Origin of the sequence: Halobacillus salinarum, assembly GCF_022919095.1 — a bacterium.
GTDB classification, from domain to species: Bacteria; Bacillota; Bacilli; order Bacillales; family Halobacillaceae; genus Halobacillus_B; species Halobacillus_B salinarum.
Window position 1 is genome coordinate 1,688,270 of the sequence record NZ_CP095073.1, and the last position, 17,681, is coordinate 1,705,950.

The 17,681-nt window shown below is 40.9% G+C and carries 13 protein-coding genes; 5 read left to right on the forward strand and 8 right to left on the reverse strand.

Annotated features, from left to right (window positions below; genetic code table 11):
• Positions 1 to 34: 34 nt before the first annotated feature.
• Complete coding sequence (locus MUN89_RS08550) at positions 35 to 556, forward strand: DinB family protein (RefSeq protein WP_244712910.1); 522 nt, start codon at positions 35 to 37, stop codon at positions 554 to 556.
• A 261-nt stretch (positions 557 to 817) separates the two neighbouring features.
• Here the strand turns inward: MUN89_RS08550 and MUN89_RS08555 are convergent, their stop codons facing one another.
• Together MUN89_RS08555 and MUN89_RS08560 are read right to left on the reverse strand one after the other, a co-directional pair.
• Positions 818 to 2,101: an ammonium transporter gene (locus MUN89_RS08555; RefSeq protein WP_244712912.1), complete on the reverse strand. Its 1,284-nt coding sequence runs from the start codon at positions 2,099 to 2,101 to the stop codon at positions 818 to 820.
• 2 nt (positions 2,102 to 2,103) lie between these two features.
• Positions 2,104 to 2,511, reverse strand: a complete 408-nt coding sequence (locus MUN89_RS08560) for a hypothetical protein (RefSeq protein ID WP_244712914.1) — start codon at positions 2,509 to 2,511, stop codon at positions 2,104 to 2,106.
• A gap of 276 nt (positions 2,512 to 2,787) precedes the next feature.
• Between MUN89_RS08560 and MUN89_RS08565 the strand changes: the two genes are divergently transcribed.
• The gene (locus MUN89_RS08565; protein WP_244712916.1) at positions 2,788 to 3,840 is read left to right on the forward strand and encodes an ATP-binding protein; all 1,053 of its coding nucleotides are present in this window, start codon (positions 2,788 to 2,790) and stop codon (positions 3,838 to 3,840) included.
• Between the two features lie 27 nt (positions 3,841 to 3,867).
• Here the strand turns inward: MUN89_RS08565 and MUN89_RS08570 are convergent, their stop codons facing one another.
• From MUN89_RS08570 to MUN89_RS08590, 5 genes are all read right to left on the reverse strand, one after another.
• Complete coding sequence (locus MUN89_RS08570; RefSeq protein ID WP_244712918.1) at positions 3,868 to 4,782, reverse strand: AEC family transporter; 915 nt, start codon at positions 4,780 to 4,782, stop codon at positions 3,868 to 3,870.
• Positions 4,783 to 4,815: 33 nt separating this feature from the next.
• Complete coding sequence (locus tag MUN89_RS08575) at positions 4,816 to 6,144, reverse strand: 2-hydroxycarboxylate transporter family protein (RefSeq protein ID WP_244712920.1); 1,329 nt, start codon at positions 6,142 to 6,144, stop codon at positions 4,816 to 4,818.
• A 301-nt stretch (positions 6,145 to 6,445) separates the two neighbouring features.
• Positions 6,446 to 7,162 carry a response regulator gene (locus MUN89_RS08580; RefSeq protein ID WP_244712921.1) on the reverse strand — a complete coding sequence of 239 codons (717 nt, stop codon included), beginning with the start codon at positions 7,160 to 7,162 and terminating at the stop codon, positions 6,446 to 6,448.
• Positions 7,155 to 8,762: a DcuS/MalK family sensor histidine kinase gene (gene dcuS / locus MUN89_RS08585; RefSeq protein WP_244712922.1), complete on the reverse strand. Its 1,608-nt coding sequence runs from the start codon at positions 8,760 to 8,762 to the stop codon at positions 7,155 to 7,157. Before dcuS ends, MUN89_RS08580 begins: the two co-directional genes overlap by 8 nt.
• 78 nt (positions 8,763 to 8,840) lie before the next feature.
• Positions 8,841 to 9,467: a cupin domain-containing protein gene (locus MUN89_RS08590; protein WP_244712923.1), complete on the reverse strand. Its 627-nt coding sequence runs from the start codon at positions 9,465 to 9,467 to the stop codon at positions 8,841 to 8,843.
• Between the two features lie 403 nt (positions 9,468 to 9,870).
• Between MUN89_RS08590 and MUN89_RS08595 the strand changes: the two genes are divergently transcribed.
• Together MUN89_RS08595 and MUN89_RS08600 are read left to right on the forward strand one after the other, a co-directional pair.
• Positions 9,871 to 11,223 carry a GntP family permease gene (locus tag MUN89_RS08595; protein ID WP_244712924.1) on the forward strand — a complete coding sequence of 451 codons (1,353 nt, stop codon included), beginning with the start codon at positions 9,871 to 9,873 and terminating at the stop codon, positions 11,221 to 11,223.
• A gap of 675 nt (positions 11,224 to 11,898) precedes the next feature.
• Complete coding sequence (locus MUN89_RS08600) at positions 11,899 to 14,937, forward strand: efflux RND transporter permease subunit (protein WP_244712925.1); 3,039 nt, start codon at positions 11,899 to 11,901, stop codon at positions 14,935 to 14,937.
• Positions 14,938 to 14,968: 31 nt separating this feature from the next.
• Here MUN89_RS08600 and MUN89_RS08605 read toward each other — a convergent pair whose 3' ends face one another.
• Positions 14,969 to 16,327, reverse strand: a complete 1,359-nt coding sequence (locus MUN89_RS08605) for a gluconate:H+ symporter (protein ID WP_244712926.1) — start codon at positions 16,325 to 16,327, stop codon at positions 14,969 to 14,971.
• Between the two features lie 409 nt (positions 16,328 to 16,736).
• Here MUN89_RS08605 and MUN89_RS08610 point away from each other — a divergent pair, with 409 nt between their 5' ends.
• Positions 16,737 to 17,528 (forward strand): cytochrome c oxidase assembly protein, encoded by a 792-nt coding sequence (locus tag MUN89_RS08610; protein ID WP_244712927.1) that lies wholly within the window; start codon positions 16,737 to 16,739, stop codon positions 17,526 to 17,528.
• Positions 17,529 to 17,681: the final 153 nt, after the last annotated feature.

Sequence of the window (17,681 nt, forward strand, 5' to 3'; positions counted from 1 at the left end):
GAATATATTTAAAAAAGAATAAGGAGGTTATACTTTGTCTGAGCATGTAAGGGAGATGTATGAGTATCATTTTTGGGCTAATCAGCGAATTTTGGAACATTTAGCAAGTTTATCTCCTCGTTATTACCATCAGGAAATTGAAAGTGTTTTTCCTTCAGTCGCAAAGGTCTTGAGTCACATCTATCTGACAGATTGCATGTGGCTGAGCATCCTGAATGGAGAAGACATGGCTGAAGCTCTTGAATCCTCTCGTGAACGGGGGACCCAGTTAGAAGGGATAGAATTGGAGCAATTAGCTGAGAAGTACCGTTTATTAGGGGATGAATATCTTTCCTTTATCCAAGACCAAAAGGACTTAGAAGAGATATTTGTGCTGAATAATCCTTATACATCAATAAGGGAAACACGTATTTCAGAAATCATTCTCCATGTTGTGAATCACGGCACTTATCACAGGGGAAACATTTCAGCGATGCTGCATCAAATGGGAGAAGCCTCGGTGATGACAGATTACGCGTTCTTTTGGTATGAAGAGGAAGCTTCATCGCAGCAATAGGTGACGAATAAGAAGGAACCATCGATAAGATTATAAACGAAGATAGGCAAGAGTAAAAAATTATTCCAGATAAAGACAAACTATGAAGGATTGAATGACCACTTCGGTGAAAGCATGCAGTCGGAGTGGTCATTCTTCCATTGAATAAGTCACTCTTCAAAGAAATGGGAAATAATCAATTTCATAAAAAGATCCGCAAGAAGGTGAAATCTTCTTGCGGATTTTATAATGACTAAACCACTTTTGTTTCTGCAGCTTTGTCTATGATCCTTTGTTGTCTTCTTCTGCAGCTTCAAAATGGTCGTCGTATTTAATGAATTCGTGTTCCTGGTAGGCGGCAACCATACCGTGGTAACTTACATCCAGCCCAACTTCCTCTTCTTCTTCGGTTGATCTGACAGGTATCCACAACTGAATCAGTTTAAGACCCCCCCACGTTACTATAAATCCCCAAGCACATAGAACAACTAAACCGAGTATTTGAATGCCGAGCAGTTCCCAGCCGCCGCCATTAAAGAGCCCGTCATCTGCTGCAAATAACCCAACAGCAACAGTTCCCCACATGCCAGATACCGCATGAACGGGAAAAGCACCGACAGGGTCATCGATTCCTTTTGCCTCCAGCCAGTCGCTTGCAAACAACATGAACAGCCCTGCGAGAGCACCTATAAAAATAGCTGCACCATCGCTGACGAAAGCACATCCTGCAGTAATCCCTACTAAGCCTGCTAATGAACCATTAATGACAGAGGGAGCATCCGACCGTTTATAGCGAAATAGAGTATAGAGCAGGGTAGCTGCGCCGCCAGAAGCGGCTGAAAGCATAGTAACAATTGCGATATGTCCGATCCTTACGTCTGTGGCACTCAAAGTACTACCTGCATTAAAGCCAAACCACCCAAACCAAAGAAGGAATGCTCCTACAGAGGCTAAAGGAAGATTACTAGGCAGAGCAATTTTGCTTGACCCTTCTGGGAGAAACTTTCCTTTGCGCGGTCCAATAAAAATGGCTGCTGCCAGGGCAGCGAAGCCTCCAAGGCCGTGAATGACGGCTGACCCAGCAAAATCAAGCATTCCCAGCTTTCCAAGCCATCCGCCTCCCCAAATCCAGTGTCCGGCAATCGGATAGATAATGGCGGTCATCATAACGGCATAGAGGAGATAGGCTCTAAAATTAATCCGTTCCGCAACAGCTCCTGAAACTATCGAGATGACCGCGATAACAAATGCTGCTTGAAATAACCAGAACGTATCCGTGGAAATAGTCAGGTCAAGCTGAGATAAATCCCCACCGATCAAAAAACCATTGGAGCCGATGATTCCAGCTGCATCTTTGCCCCACATCAGACCGAATCCAATTAAATAAAAACAGAGAGTTCCAATCGTAATATCTGCAAATATCTTCATTATGATATTTACATTATTTTTATGTCTGACAAACCCTGCTTCCAAGAGGGCAAACCCGCCTTCCATCAGCAGGATCATCGCAGCAGTAAGTACAACCCAAATCGTATCTAAACCAGTACTCAGTTCTTGAATATTCACCTTTACAAATCCCCCGTTTCCTTGTATTCACGGATCTCATCTATTAAAGAACTGGATAGTATTAGTTCCTGTTGTTCTTCACCTTCATCGATTCCTTCTAAGGTGGTATCCAATTCACTTATGCTTTGAGAGATGAAATCAATTTGCTTTAAACGCTCTTTTACGTGAACCATGTATTCGACTGCTTGATGATGGCTGGGGGGACGGCTGGCAAAAAATTTGCGGACAGGGGAAAGAGATTGATAAAAAGCCTGTTCCGCATTTTTCTTTTCTTCATACTTACTGATCTTACTGCGTATTTCTTCAATGGTTTGTTCTTTTTGGTTTCTTAGCTTTTGAAGTACCTTGATGAATTTCTTAGGAGAGACTTCTAAACGGTTGCTCTGGTTAAACTCATCCCTTACGATCATGTTAAACTCCTCACGAATTATGTTAGGTTTTCTTACATTATAGGAGGGTTTAATCTATCAGTCAATGAATCTTGTTACATCTCTAAGAGAAATAAGGTAAAATGGTTTTACAGCACCTTTTTTCATTTATTCTCTATAAAATAAAAAAGTAATTCATTTTTAAAAAAGTATGTAGTTGTTTTCAAATTTGCAGTGTGAAAAAGTTACTGCTGTGATATGGTAATCTATTCCACTGTGTAGTAATATTGAACTAGACTATAAAAAGAGGTGTAATTAATGATCACAGAAATTGATGGAAAAAAGTTGGATTTCCACCAATTGATCGAGCATTCTTTAAACCCATTTATCATTATTGATAAATCAACGATAAAATACGCTAATCAAGCCTGCAAGACTTTAGTGAAAGTGGATAGCCGTGAAGAAATTTTAAACCAGAGCTTTAAAAAATTTCTCCATCCCGATTACCATGACATTAGTGATGAACGTTTAAAACAGGTTCTTACATATAAGAAAGATCTTGAGCCTGTAGAGATAAAAATCATAGATGCGTATGGTCAATCCATAGATGTTGAATCCAAAGTCGGGGTATTTTATTTTGGAACGGAAACGATGGCTCAAGTTATCCTTCAGGATATTTCGGACAGGAAAGAAACGGACAGAGTATTGATGCATTCAGAAAAGTTATCCGTTATAGGGGAACTTGCAGCAGGGATCGTCCATGAAATACGTAACCCACTTACGATTGTTAAAGGTTTTCTGGAATTATTGGATGGAGAAGTTTCAGAGAGGGGAGAAGAATATGTTAAGGTAATGCTCACAGAAGTCAAACGGATTGAATCGATTGCAAATGAGCTTCTTTATTTTTCCAAGCCTCATGAACATCAACTGCACCCTCACAATCTAGTTCCAATTCTGGAAAATGTAAACCGATTATTAGAAAATACAGCCTCAAAAAAGCAGGTATCTTTAAATCTTGATGCCAATCATAAAGAGATCGTAATTAATTGTGATCAAGATCAAATCAAGCAAGTGTTCATAAATATTATTAAAAATGCAATAGAAGCTACGCCGGCAAACGGAAGGGTCAACATTACTTTAACAGCGAATTCCGGTGCTGCCGTGAGTATTAGTGATACGGGATGCGGCCTTTCGAAAGAACAACTGAATAAGCTGGGAACTTCTTTTATGACTACGAAAGAAAATGGTACCGGTTTAGGGTTAATGGTCTCCTATAATATTATTAAAAATCATAAAGGGGAAATTAATGTCGACAGTGTGGAAGGGGAAGGGACTACTTTCGTAATCGAGCTTCCTAAAGAGGAAAACTAGAAGCGGAATGATTCCGCTTCTAGTTTTTTATGTCGCAGCCCCTACCACCCAAAGCATAAAGGGAACGGTTACGATGCTTGCAATAGTAGTCAACAGTGTAACATATGAAACCAATTGAGGCTCCGTATTAAATTGAAGTGAATACATCGTTGTATTAGCGGCGGTCGGCATAGCGGATAATACAATTAATATACTTGCGAGCATTGGATTTAACCCTAAAACCATAGTGAGCAGTAAAGCAATCACAGGAGAAATGATAAACCTCAATGAAAATACAGTGGAAATGTCCTGCCATTTAACTGTCCCTTTAGTTAAAGAGGCAAGCTGCATGCCCAACACGATCATAATGGTTGGAATAGTAGCATCAGCAATTAAGTTGGTTGCTTGCATGATGAATTCCGGCATGTGTATATGAAATACTTGAACGATAATGCCGAGAAGAACTGCATGATTGATCGGCATGCGGGCAATTTTTACTAAGGAATCTTTCAAACTATGTTCAGCAGAAAGGCTTCCCCTCGCTGCATAATACATCCCTACGGTGTTCATAAGCAAAGACTGAATGACCATCATTATGATGGCATAGTCGACGCCTGCATCGCCATAGGCAAACAAAATAATGGGTACTCCATAGTTTCCGCTATTCATGAAGACACTTGACAGCACAAGAGCCGAGGTTTTTGACCTCGGCTGGGACTGAATTGCGGAAAGAATACGCACCAGTATGATCAACAGGATCATTAAAGCAATACAGAAAATGAGAATGTAAAGGTAGTCGAGTGTGATCTCATGCGTATAAAAGGTTTGAAAGGCAAGAAAAGGATACATCAAGTAGAGAGCAGCCGTTGAAATGGATTTTCTATCAAAGCCGATCGTTTTCTGACCGATGTATCCAACGCTGAAAATAATAAATGCTGGAAGTACAATTAGAACTACATCCATAACTTCACCACAATTCAGAAGAGTGTATAACCCTCATCCTAACAGAGGTATAATCAAACCCGCTAATAGAAGGATGAGTGCCCCGCCTAAGCGGGAGGAAATCTGTGCGAATGGCATGAGTTCCATTCTTTTTGAGGCAGAGAGAACAGCGACGTCTCCCGTCCCACCCATATTTGCCATACATAATCCAGCTGTAATTGCTGCTTCAATTGGGTAAAATCCTACTAGTCTGCCAACAAGCCCAGCTCCTATGACCGCCCCAAGCACTACCCCAAGGACAGTGAGAATGTATTGTACAGTTAAAGCATCAATCACCGTATTTAAATCTGTATAAGCAATCCCGATTCCGAATAGTAAAGCCATGGTCCAGTTATTGGCCACAAACTTATACCACTGGCTCGCTCCATCTACAATGTTTTGCGGGATAATGCCAGCGATTTTAGCTGAAGCAACCACAATAATCATTAACGCATAAGGGTGAATAGGGATAAAATCGCCAAGAAGGCTTCCTACAGCAAAGAAAGTAACGGCTGCAAGTAATCCTATTCCCATTTTTTGAATATCGTACGTCTGCTTTTCCTGTTTGTAGGAGAAACCTTGAATTAATTGTCCATTCCCGCTTAATGAAGGAAATTTCTTCCCTATTAAATCCAGCATACTGGCTAGTACTATGGCAAACACGTTTCCTAATGCGAGGGCAGGAACAAGCATGGAAATATAATAGCTTGGATCGTTCCCCATCATTTCAGAATAGACCTGGCTCATAGGTACTGCACCAGCTCCCATACCGCCGCCCATAATCGGCATCGTAATGACCAGGATAGCATCTCTTAGTGAAAATCCAACCAATGCTCCGAGAAGACTTGCGACTGCGACTGCTCCAATCACCGCTGCAAAAATCGGAAGGAAATAGCGCAGCCCTACTTTGACTAGTATTTTTTTATTCATGCCGAGGATGCTTCCTGTAATTAAAGCAGCAATGTAAAAGTTCAAGAATCCTCCGTCTTTCATAAAATCAGTCATCGTTGTCACAGAATTACCAGGAAGCCAGGCGGCGTAGTTCATAAAGGCTGCGCCAAAAATTGCAATGATCGCGCCTCCGCCTAAAAAAGTTTTTACGATAGGGGTATGGTCGCCTATCCATCCTAGCAGCTCCCCGAAGACGATCATGATTAACAGACTTCCAATCATTCCTCCTGGGAGGTTGCCTGTGTATAGACTGAGGAGAGTGATCACAGTAAATACAGCAAACCAGAGTACCGGAACTTCAAAAATTTTAAAGGCCTTTAATTTGGGAATCTTTTTTCCTTCTGCACCACCTGGACTTTGCTCGTACGAAAGCTCTCTTGCCGTTTGTGCCATTTTACCACTCCTTATAAAAGTACGTTTAGCAAACGCTTACATTTGAACTGATTTAATCATAATAAAGTTCACAAAACATTCACACTTTTTGAAAGTATTGATAGTTTTGTAATTAAAAAAAGCAGCCTTCAGGGCTGCTGAGGAGAGGGGGAGTTTCATTTCTCAGGTTCGCTTGCATTAGCTCAATTCATTTTACAATAAAAGGTTTATGTACCGCGGGTTATTGGAATTTTTTCTATCTAATATAAGTCATAAAATCGTTGAGCTATATAGAAAAACTTAACACTTCCTGCTTCAGTCCTTAAAGAAAAGGTTCGATTTTATTACTATTATCCTTGATTAAACGATATTGATATATGGGCCTGCCTACTCCATAAATTAAATGTTCTTCCAAATAATGAATTTCAGTTAAAAACTTTAAATATTTTCTCACAGAAACTCTTGAAATTTGTGAATGTTCGGCTACATCTTCCGTAGAAAATGGGTGAGGATGCAAGCTGTGAATGATATGATTAATAATTTGCAAAGTGTTCTTAGTAAGCCCTTTGGGAAGGGAATCATAGACCGTGTTTTTCCTGTTCGGCTGTTGCTTTTCACGCAGGAGACGATCAAGTTCCTGTTGACTGATTTGGGCTTTATTTTGAATGGTGTGGAAATGTCGTTTATAAGTGAGAAGAGCCTCTTTGAACCGATCGAATTCGAACGGTTTAATTAAATAGTCCACTGCACCAAGCCTGAGAGCCTGCTGGATTTGGCTGAGTCCGGACGCTGCGGTGATGAGAATCACATCGATATCATGATTTTGTGTTCTTACTTCTTGTAAAAAATCGATCCCGTTTAATCCGGGCATATAGACATCCAGAAGTATTAAGTCGATGCTTTTTTCTTTAAGCAGGGCGGCAGCTTCTTTAGCATTGGCAGCACTTCCTGCAAGAAGAAAGCCGTCGAGTTTCTCGACGTATTGTCGATTTAAAGAAGCTACCATCGGGTCGTCTTCCACAACTAATACGTTAATCATTACTTTGCCCTCCTGGTTCATAAGGAATGAGAACGGTAAACCTCGTACCGTGATCTTTGCTGGATAGAACTTCAATAGAGCCACCCAGTTTTTCAGCACTGTTCCTGGCTAAATAAAGGCCAAACCCTCTGCCTTCTCCCTCCTTGGTAGTCATTCCTTTTTCAAATATCTGATTCTGAATCTTCTCAGGAATCCCTTTGCCTTGGTCTGAAATCTCTATGCTTAACAATTTATCTATATAGGATAATTGGAGGTGAATGACCTTTTCGTCGGGGACTGCAACACTGTCAATCGCATTGTCGATTAAATTACCGAGAATGGTTATAAGTTCGTGCGTGATGTCAGGGTCGGCGGGCTGCGGGATTATCGTGTCACATTGGATATCCAGCTCCACATGAGATTCCCTGGCAAAGCTGATTTTGCCTAGAATGAAGCCTGCGAACGCAGGATCCTTTAAATAACGGGTTAAACTTCCGACCTCGTGGCTTTGATGATTGACCAGCTTGTGAATGAATTGCTGAACGTCTTCATAATTTTCCATTTTTATCATCCCTAACAGTACGTGAAGCTGATTCATAAATTCGTGTGACTGGGACCGAAGAGTATCAGCGTACATTTGGACGCCAGTTAATTTCTCTGCGAGCTGGTTGACCTCAGTTTTATCCCGAAAAGTAGCAATAGCTCCGACGGCTTGTCCATTCACGACTAAAGGGACTCTATTGGTAATGACAGAGATTCCATTAATCATCTGCTCTTCATTCAGATCGGCTTCTCGTTTATCGAGCACGCGGTCGAGCATGGTTCCGGGAAGAAATTCGTGAATATTCATCCCTATAGGTTCCTTATCCATTAAGCCTGCCTTGTTAAATATTTTCCGTGCAGATTTGTTCACAAGAAGTATCGTGGCGTCTTTATCAATCGCAATAATTCCTTCATGGACTGAATGGAGCATTTGATTGCGCTCCTCGTGGATACGGGCGATTGTATAGGGTTCAAGACCGAATAAACTACGTTTAATATAGTAGGCTAGTAAAACTGCGCCCACGATCCCTACTAACACACCGATGATGGAACCGATTAATATACGATGCTGACCTTGACGAATCGATGATTCTACATCTTCAAGAGAGATACCAACTGAAACGGCTCCTATTTGTTGACCTTCATTATCATAAATCGGAGTAAAAGCCCTTAAAGATTTCCCGAGAGTTCCTGTCGAAGTAGAAATGTATTCTTTCCCTTGAAGGACTCTTTTTTCATCACCTCCGACAAAATGCTTGCCGATTCTGCCGGGGTTCGGATGGGACCTGCGGATGCCCTCCATATTCATAACAACGACAAACATGACGCCGGAAGCCTTTTGAATAGACATCGCATAATCCTGAATCCCTCCTGCGTTTCCTTCATCTTGCAGCCCTGTTTTCACTACTTGGGACTCACCGACACTTCTGGCAACAATGAGGGCTTTTTCTTTTAATTGCTTTTCAATATTTTCACTTGTAGAGTCAGTAATTAACAAATCTGTAATTGCCAATGAAACTAAGACTACAAGACAGACGAAAAAAATAATAATGGTTCTTAGCTTAAAACGAGGATGCAATGCGTTTCACCTCTCCATGATTCAAGGTCTTACCGTTAATTTTAAAGGATAGGGAGAGGAATTGCATGGGGCATCACATTAGTAGTCAATCGTTTTATCATTAATTTTAATGGAAATGTCTTTATTATGAGCTTGTGAGACCTCTCTTGAAGGATTGTTAGCCGGTGGTCCAATTACAACAGATTCCTGAATTGGAGATAAGGTTTCAGCAATTTCCTTCTTGTCTATTCCGTAGGCTGTCTGGAAAACCTCCGGAGGTGTAAGGCGCAGCGTATCAGAGCCTTCCGCTGTTTCAAACTGGTCGTTATTAAAAAACAAATGGAGATGAAGATTTTCAGAGGCCGGAGTAATCCAGTGCCACCACGCCATTGGTATAAAAACAACCTGCCCTGGCCGTGCCTGATAAGTATGAAGCTGGTTTGTATCTGGATCAATAATTGAAACCAAGGCTTCCCCGGATACAACCACATCTAATTCCCAAGCGTTTGGGTGCCAGTGAGGTTCTCTGATATGTCCTTTAGTTAAGTATAGGTCTACAAATGCGCCTCCAATCATAGCTGGAAGCTGGGTGGAAGTAACGTCATAGGCGATGTTATGATCATCTCGCTTGAAGAATAAGCTTTGTTTAGAATCGAAGAAAAGGTTAGGTGTTCCGCTCGTCTTTTTTATATTCGTGTTGTCTGGCACGAAACCTGATTTTGACATATTCATCCTCCTGTCATCGTTCGCAAAAGAATATTATTCACTTATATATGAAAGATCAAGCTTAGTTGTGCAGTTTTTTATATTATTCACATAACACTTCTAAGGTGGAAGAAATTCTTCTTTTCTATTTTTGGAGGGGAGATAAGGGAGTAATAAAAAGAACGTTTGAAGTCACACAAGTCAGACGTAATTACAATTTTCCAATCATTTCATCCTAAAAAGCGTTCATTTATATGAGAATGCTTACGAAGTTTCTTTAAGAAAGGGGTTTCAAAATCACGTTTTTGTTTAAATAAGAAGGGTATCCTTTTTGAAGACAGGAGAAAAGGAGGGAGTATTCTTCTCAGGTGTATTTTGAAAACGATTACTTTAGTTTTATGATTAAGAAAGGAGTTATATAGAAATGGATTCGACAGCTGGTTTAGTGATTGTGGCCGTATTAGCAGTTATCGCATTATTATTTTTAGTTATGAAAACGAAACTCCAGGCATTTGTTGCTTTACTTGCCGTAAGTATCCTCGTCGGCCTGGTCGTAGGAATGAAACCTGCTGACGTCATTAAAACCATTCAGGACGGGATGGGCGGAACGCTTGGTTATGTAGCTGTGATTATCGGTTTAGGTGCGATGTTTGGAGAGATGCTGAGAGTATCCGGAGGAGCTGAGAGGCTGGCCATTACGCTAATGGATAAGTTTGGGGAAAAAAATATAAGCTGGGCTCTTGGTTTAACAGGCTTTATTGTGTCTATTCCTGTATTTTTAGATGTCGCTCTCGTAATTTTAGTTCCCATTTTATACAGCTTGACGCAAAGAACGAATAAATCGCTGCTTTATTTTGGGATTCCTTTGTTAGCTGGACTTGCGGTTACTCATAGTTTTATACCGCCGACTCCAGGACCCATTTCAGTGGCCTCACTGCTGCATGCAGATCTCGGCTGGGTGATCTTGTTTGGAGCCATTGCCGGAGTACCGGCTATGATCATTGCAGGACCTCTGTTTGGTAAATACATCGCTGATAAAATTCATATCGGTGTTCCTGAATATATGCTTGAACAAGTGAAAAATGCGGATATCGATAAAGAAAATCTGCCCAGCTTTTCGAGCGTACTCTTAATTATTACACTTCCTTTAGTATTAATCCTTATCAACACTTTATCGGACTTAGTGTTACCAGATGGAAGTACAGCGCAGAGTATTCTTACCTTTATTGGACACCCGTTCGTTGCACTTACTATTGCAGCGCTGCTCACTTTCTATATATTTGGTATAAGGCGTGGATATTCGAAGGAGCAAGTGCAGGAAATTACTACGAAAGCGCTTGAACCTGCCGGAATCATTATTTTGGTAACTGGTGCTGGTGGCGTGTTTGGAGAAATGCTTATCCAGTCAGGAATAGGGGATATTCTTGCAGATGCGATGAAATCAACACAAATGCCGCTGCTTGTTTTTGCGTTTATTGCAGCAACAGTTGTACGTATTGCCCAAGGGTCTGCAACTGTTTCTATGATTACAGCTGCTGGTCTTGTTTCTCCAATTCTTGATTCTTTCGATGTCAGCGAACCAATGCTTGGATTGCTCGTAATCGCCATTGCTTCTGGAGCTACTGTCGTGTCACACGTCAACGATTCCGGCTTTTGGCTGGTCAACCGTTACTTCGGATTGACCGAAAAACAAACCTTACAATCATGGACGGTTATGGAAACGATTATCGGTCTGGTCGGCTTTGGAATCTCGCTCATTCTAAGTATATTTGTTTAATAAACCATCCCTGTTTGAAGGTTGATGAAAATGTTCTTACTAATTTAGAGGTGCTGCTAAAGTGTCGTTGATAATCGCGAATCGCTTGTCGACAGATGCTTGCCGCAGGAGTCACTACCGATTGCTCATCGGGGCATCAATAAGGGCCAATCTAAAAAGAGTGATTTTCTTTGTATAAAAGAAAATCACTCTTTTCTCTTGTAAAGAAAAAGAATACATGAAAGTGAAATCAATCAGCTGAAAAAACTTTTTGCTATTTGGTTGGGAGTTTTTTAAGAAAAATATTCCTTTTTGTTTATAATCTGTTTATAATTCTGTCTTATGATAGGTACAAAATCATGAGGAAGGAGCTGAAGGAGTAAGAGTTCCTCATTTTGTCGAATAAAATGAGGAATGTACCGGGTCAAATTATTTACAAAAAATAAAAGAATATACGAGGCATCTTTTTAGTAAAATGGAATTTGTGCTAGTGATTTGCCAGTATAGGCTTTAAATGCCGAAGTTTATGAGATAATCATTCGCTTATGACTACTAAGACTCTGGACTTAGGCAAAGATTAGCCTGAAGTACGCTGTAAAGAATACGAAAAACGAGTAATTTTAAAAGTAACTGCCAGGTAAGAAAGACATAGGGTCTTCTGGCAAAAATTTCACTTTAAGTCTGGAGGGGAACAACATGCAAACATTAACGAATTGGGCTTTTCGCAATAAGGCGGCCATGGCATTGTTTGTAATCATCACTTTACTAATTGGAATCATCAGCTATTTTCGCTTGCCAATGGAATTCCTGCCTGAAGCGGATAACCCGCAAGTTACAGTCGTGACATTCGGTCAAGGATATGATGCCGGATCGATGACGACGAATGTCACGGAACCAGTGGAAAAAGCAGTGGCTTCAGTGAATGGGAAGACAAATGTCTTATCTACGACCGGAGAAGGGTATTCCCAGGTGTCCATTAATTTCGATTCCAAAACTGATATGAAGGAAGCTAAGAATCACGTGGAGGATGCCTTAAACGGTGTCTCACTTCCTGACGGGGTTGGTGAACCACAAATATCCCAGCTCAACACCTCTATGATCCCAATTGGGCAGGTCTCATTAACGTTTGATGATGGACTGACTAAGAGCAATGTGGACCAGGTAAAAAATGACTTTAAGCCGTTGTTCGAAAATGAAGATGGCATTTCTCAAGCCAGTGTAGCTGGTGAGAATAGTGATCACGTAGAAATCAAACTGGATCAGGATAAACTGGAAAAGCTACATATCCCGGTAAATGCTGTGATGGGTGTACTTCAAGGACAGGACGTGTCCGCTTCCGCTGGAACTGCAACGATTGACGGCCAGCAAAGTACGATTAATGTTACTGACAACCTAACGTCTTTAAATGCTCTGGAAGATTTGACAATTCCTCTTCAAGTTCCTGGCGCGCCTGAAGTTCACCTTAAAGATATTGCTTCTGTGGAAAAAGTGAATACAGAGGATACTGTGACACGAGTCAATGGTAAAGAGGCTCTTGCTATGATCCTTTTTAAAGCGAGTGACGCAAGTGCAGTAACAGCAGGGAAACAGGTTCAGAATACAGTAGATAAGATTAATAATGATTATGAGGGAGTAGAAGCTAAGACCTTGTTTACCACAGGAGACATGGTTGAAAATTCTGTGAACAGCATGGTCCGTGAAGTAGCACTGGGTGCCTTGTTCGCCACGCTTGTCATTCTTTTGTTCCTGAGAAAATTTAAGCCGACATTGATCACGGTCGTTTCTATTCCTTTGTCCCTCTGTATTACTCTTCTGCTTCTTTGGCTTTCAGGAGTTACTTTAAACATCCTTACTCTTGGAGGAGTTGCCGTCGCAGTAGGGCGTCTTGTAGATGACAGTATTGTTGTAGTTGAAAACATATTTAGACGCAGTCAAAACGAACAGCTCACCAAAACTACGGTGCTGCAGGCTACGAAAGAAGTTTCGCGGGCGATTACTTCTTCAACTCTAATTACCGTAGCCGTATTTCTGCCAATGGGACTCGTTAATGGCTCGCTCAGAGCATTTCTTCTGCCATTTGGTTTAACCGTAACGTATTCCTTATTAGCTTCTTTACTTGTAGCATTAACTGTCGTACCGTTAATGAGCAGGGGCATGTTGAAAAATATAAAACTACCGGCTCATCATAGGCCGGCTCGTTATTTAAGTGTACTTAAATGGTCGTTGAATCATAAATTCGTGCCCATTTTATTAGCTGTTCTCGTTCTAGGCGGTTCCATCGGCCTTTATATGGCACTTCCGAAAGCAGCTACCAGTGCCAATGATGCTTCATTTGTAGCTGTGTCTATGAATTTCCCGAGTGACACTCCTAAAACGGAAATTAAGCAGCGCTTAACAGATTTTGAGGATGAATTGGAAGGCTTTGAAGGTTATGATTATATTATTAGTCAGTATGGGTCAAGTGAAGAAGCAGCCCAATATGGAGAAGTCAGTGATCCTGATACTGTATCCTTTACAGTTATTATGAATGAAAATGCCGATGCTGCCCAGTTTATTGAGAAAGTAAATGAAGCAAAGAAAGATGAAAAAGGCGTCACCATTACAGCTTCCCCATCTTCTATTTTTGGTGGCTCTTCCAACTCTACGATCACATACGACGTCGTTGGAAATGATACAAATGAGATTTTGACAACTTCTAAAAAGATTATGGACAGCATGGAAGAGATCGATGGTGTGAAAAAAGTTTCAAGCAACCAGGATAAAACATCTCCCGTTTATACTGTAAATGTAGATACGGAAAAAGCGAATGCACAACAAACAACCATGCAGATCAGTTCCTTATTGAATCCGCGTCCGATCGGATCAATCAGTCTTAATGACCAGACGACTCCTGTTTACTTGAATGCAGGGGTGGATGCAAATTCCGTAAAGGACTTAAAAGATTTGGCGATTGCCACTGATTCAGGCGTTGTGCCACTGTCTGAGGTAGCTGAGATTTCTGCCAAGGAAAAGCCGAGTACAGTGCTTCACAAAGATGGTGACTTGTATGTTCGAATTACAGCAGAAGTTACACCAGAAGAACTTTCAGTGGTTTCCAAAAACATAGATGAAAAAGTAAACGAAATTGATTTGCCAAAAGGGGTATCCTTGGATAAAGGGGGAGCAGCTGAACAGCAGGCCAGCGACTTCCAGGATCTTGGAATAACAATGCTTGCTTCTATACTCATCGTCTATTTAATCATGGTACTTACCTTTAAGACGTTCAGAGCTCCGTTAGCCATCTTAATGACGCTGCCGCTTGCTTCCATTGGAGCAGTAGTGGGGCTTTTGATCTCAAGAGTCCCTGCTGACGCCACTTCCTTAATTGGGGCGCTTATGCTTATCGGGATTGTTATCACCAATGCCATTGTTTTGATTGATCGAGTAAAACAGAACGAACAAACCATGATTATCCGGGATGCGGTGATCGAAGCCTGCGGCACGCGTCTGCGCCCGGTTGTGATGACTGCGATTGCTACAATTTGTGCGATGCTTCCATTGTTGTTCGGACACACAGAAGATGGAAGTCTAGTTTCCAAGTCACTTGCCGTAGTAGTCATCGGGGGTTTGACTGGCGCTACAGTTTTGACGCTTGTCATCGTTCCGGTATTTTATGAGTTGCTTCACTTTAGAAAATCAAAACGTCAGCGTGCACAACAAGCCGCTGAAGGAGAAAAGGTAGAAGTAGCCAATTAAAAAGAAAACCACCCGCGGAGGGTGGTTTTTTTTATACGATTAAATTTAAGATCAAGATGAACACAATACCTGCGCAGGAAACAAGTGTTTCTAAAATCGTCCACGTGGAAAAAGTTTCTTTCATTGTTAAACCGAAAGATTCTTTTACAATCCAAAAGCCTGTATCGTTGACGTGGGAAGCCATAACGCTTCCTGCTCCTGTAGCGAGAACTAGCAGAGGCAGGTTTACGTCTACGTCTACCTGCTGGATAAGTGGAAGTACCAGCCCTGCTGTCGTTAAAGCAGCCACTGTCGCAGACCCTTGGGCAACACGAATTAAAGCAGCAATGAGCCAGGCTAATAGTATTGGAGAAATAGTACTGCCATCAAAAATAGCAGCCACATAATCTCCGACGCCTCCATCAATTAAAACCTGTTTTAAGGAACCACTGACTCCGAGAATAAAAACAAGCATCCCAATCGCTTTAACAGAGTTTTCAGCGGAAGACATAATGTCTGTAACTGGTTTTCCACGAGCAATCCCCATTGTATAGACAGCTAACAAAACAGAAAGGGTCATGACAGCTGTGGGAGCACCAATCATAGCAATAAATTCAAAGAAAAGGTTTGAAGATAGGCTCATCCATTCCTGTATGAGTGTAATGATGGTAGATAAAGCCATTAAAAGCACTGGAAAGAGAGCGGTGAAGGCACTTACCCCAAAACCCGGCGTATCCTTAAGATCAAACTTTTTCGTATCTGCTAAAGCAGTGATCGTTCCTTCCTTCATCGTATCGAAGGCGGAAGGTGCTAATTTCTTTGCAAATACAGTAAAAACAGGTCCGGCAACAATGATCGTAGGAATAGCAATAATAATCCCGTAAAGTAAAACCATTCCAATATTGGCACCATATTGATCAGATATAACCGTAGGTCCCGGATGCGGCGGTAGAAAAGCATGTGTTACAGACAGCGCCGTAGTCATTGGCAGCCCTAAGTATAAAAATGGAATTTTCACTTGTTTTGCCATTTGATAAACGATAGGAATAAGCAAAACCAGTCCAACTTCGAAGAAAAGAGCAATTCCTAGAATCGTAGACGTGACCACAACGGCCCATTGCACTCTTTTCTCTCCGAATTTATGAATTAAAGTTAAAGCAATACGCTGCGCACCGCCAGCATCTGCAATCAATTTACCCAAAATAGCCCCAAATCCAAAAATCAATCCCGTACTGCCTAATGTTCCTCCAAAACCTTTTTCGATAGTCGGAACAATTTCGTCTAATGGCATTCCAAGTGCTACTGCAAGTAAAAAGGAAACGACAGCAAGGGAGAGTACTGTATGTAATCGGACTTTCATAATTAAAAAAAGTAAAACCAAAATCCCGAGAGCAGTTATTAATAATGGCATGGTAAAACCTTCCTTTCTCATTTGTACGTTTTAATTGTAAATCGGTTTAGTAAAATGGGTGCGTTTTCATAAATTTGGGAGATAAACGATTTCTTTCTAGATGCTTAGGATCATTCAAAGTGGTGAGCGCCGCTTAAATGAATGGCTTATGAAATTGGAATCGATTTCAGGATTTCGATCCACGTTAGATATTAGAATATTCTTTAACATTTTTCAAGTGTTTTAGTTTAATAGTGTAAATCAATAAAAGAATAAGTTGAGTCTAAAAGTGTTAGAAGCCTTCAAAAAGTGGATCAAGCAGTTTTTATAAAAAAAGGTACGCCGTCTTTTTGGTACATAACAAATCGGCCATACATATATTTACTAAGAATGTACTGTAGTGAATTTTCATAAAAAAGGAGGAGGTGCTGTGGCAGACCTTCTTTGGATCGAGGCGCGATCATCGTGGAACCTCCTTCTGGTGATCAGTACAATGATAATGGCCATATTGTACACATGTTTCGTTAGGAGGGTAAAACAGAAAGTATTCGATAGACGCGGCTTTCTATTCTTTCTTGGTTTGTTTTTAACTGCTCTTTTGTTAGGAACTCCTCTAACTTTATTGAGCCATATAACCTTTACTTTTCACATGATTCAAATGAGTGTGATTCTTTTCGTTGTTCCATTATTACTCCTTCTAGGGATGCCTGAAGAGTTAAGAAGAAGGATGCGGAAACGGGGAAGAATATTTCATTTCATCAAATGGTCCGTCTCAGCTAAACTGTCACTCATTCTCTTTTCAGCGTTATTATTTATCTATCACTTACCTTTTGGAATAAATGCAGCTTTTCAACTTCCCGGCGTGCATGCCGGCTGCTTGGCAGTATTATTTTTGTTAGCACTGCATATGTGGACACCTCTAGCTTTCACTTCTTCTAAAACTATCACTTATCGAAGGTATACACATTGGAGTAGTTTATTAATCATGCCTTCCTGTTTTTTATTTATTGTCTATGCTGTTATCGGTGGACTCGATAATCCTCTTCTGAACCAAATCCTGGCCAATCTCTGTGTCCCTTCAAAAACGATCTCTCACCAGCTCATTCCATTCCAAATCAATCCCCGCCTGGATCAGTTTCTGGCTGGGGCAGCGATGGCATGTATCCATAAATCTGCTCTGATGATGGCAGGTAAGTTGAACAGTAAGATAATGAAAAATTAAAAAAACGTTTTTTAATGCGGGAAATAGTGATAGGGGATGAAGGAGAGGAGCACTGAAAATTTTCAGACTAGAATAGAACCACTTTTACTGAAGGTGCTTACGACCATACAGGAACAGTAAAAGTGGTTCATCTCATTCAATTAGATTAATAAA

Excerpts from the sequence above, each read along its gene's own strand:
- MUN89_RS08560 (WP_244712914.1), bottom strand. The coding sequence starts at position 2,511 with ATGATCGTAAGGGATGAGTTTAACCAGAGCAACCGTTTAGAAGTCTCT.
- MUN89_RS08600 (WP_244712925.1), top strand. The coding sequence starts at position 11,899 with ATGCAAACATTAACGAATTGGGCTTTTCGCAATAAGGCGGCCATGGCA.
- MUN89_RS08590 (WP_244712923.1), bottom strand. The coding sequence starts at position 9,467 with ATGTCAAAATCAGGTTTCGTGCCAGACAACACGAATATAAAAAAGACG.
- MUN89_RS08575 (WP_244712920.1), bottom strand. The coding sequence starts at position 6,144 with ATGGCACAAACGGCAAGAGAGCTTTCGTACGAGCAAAGTCCAGGTGGT.
- MUN89_RS08580 (WP_244712921.1), bottom strand. The coding sequence starts at position 7,162 with ATGATTAACGTATTAGTTGTGGAAGACGACCCGATGGTAGCTTCTTTA.
- MUN89_RS08605 (WP_244712926.1), bottom strand. The coding sequence starts at position 16,327 with ATGCCATTATTAATAACTGCTCTCGGGATTTTGGTTTTACTTTTTTTA.
- MUN89_RS08565 (WP_244712916.1), top strand. The coding sequence starts at position 2,788 with ATGATCACAGAAATTGATGGAAAAAAGTTGGATTTCCACCAATTGATC.
- MUN89_RS08570 (WP_244712918.1), bottom strand. The coding sequence starts at position 4,782 with ATGGATGTAGTTCTAATTGTACTTCCAGCATTTATTATTTTCAGCGTT.
- MUN89_RS08595 (WP_244712924.1), top strand. The coding sequence starts at position 9,871 with ATGGATTCGACAGCTGGTTTAGTGATTGTGGCCGTATTAGCAGTTATC.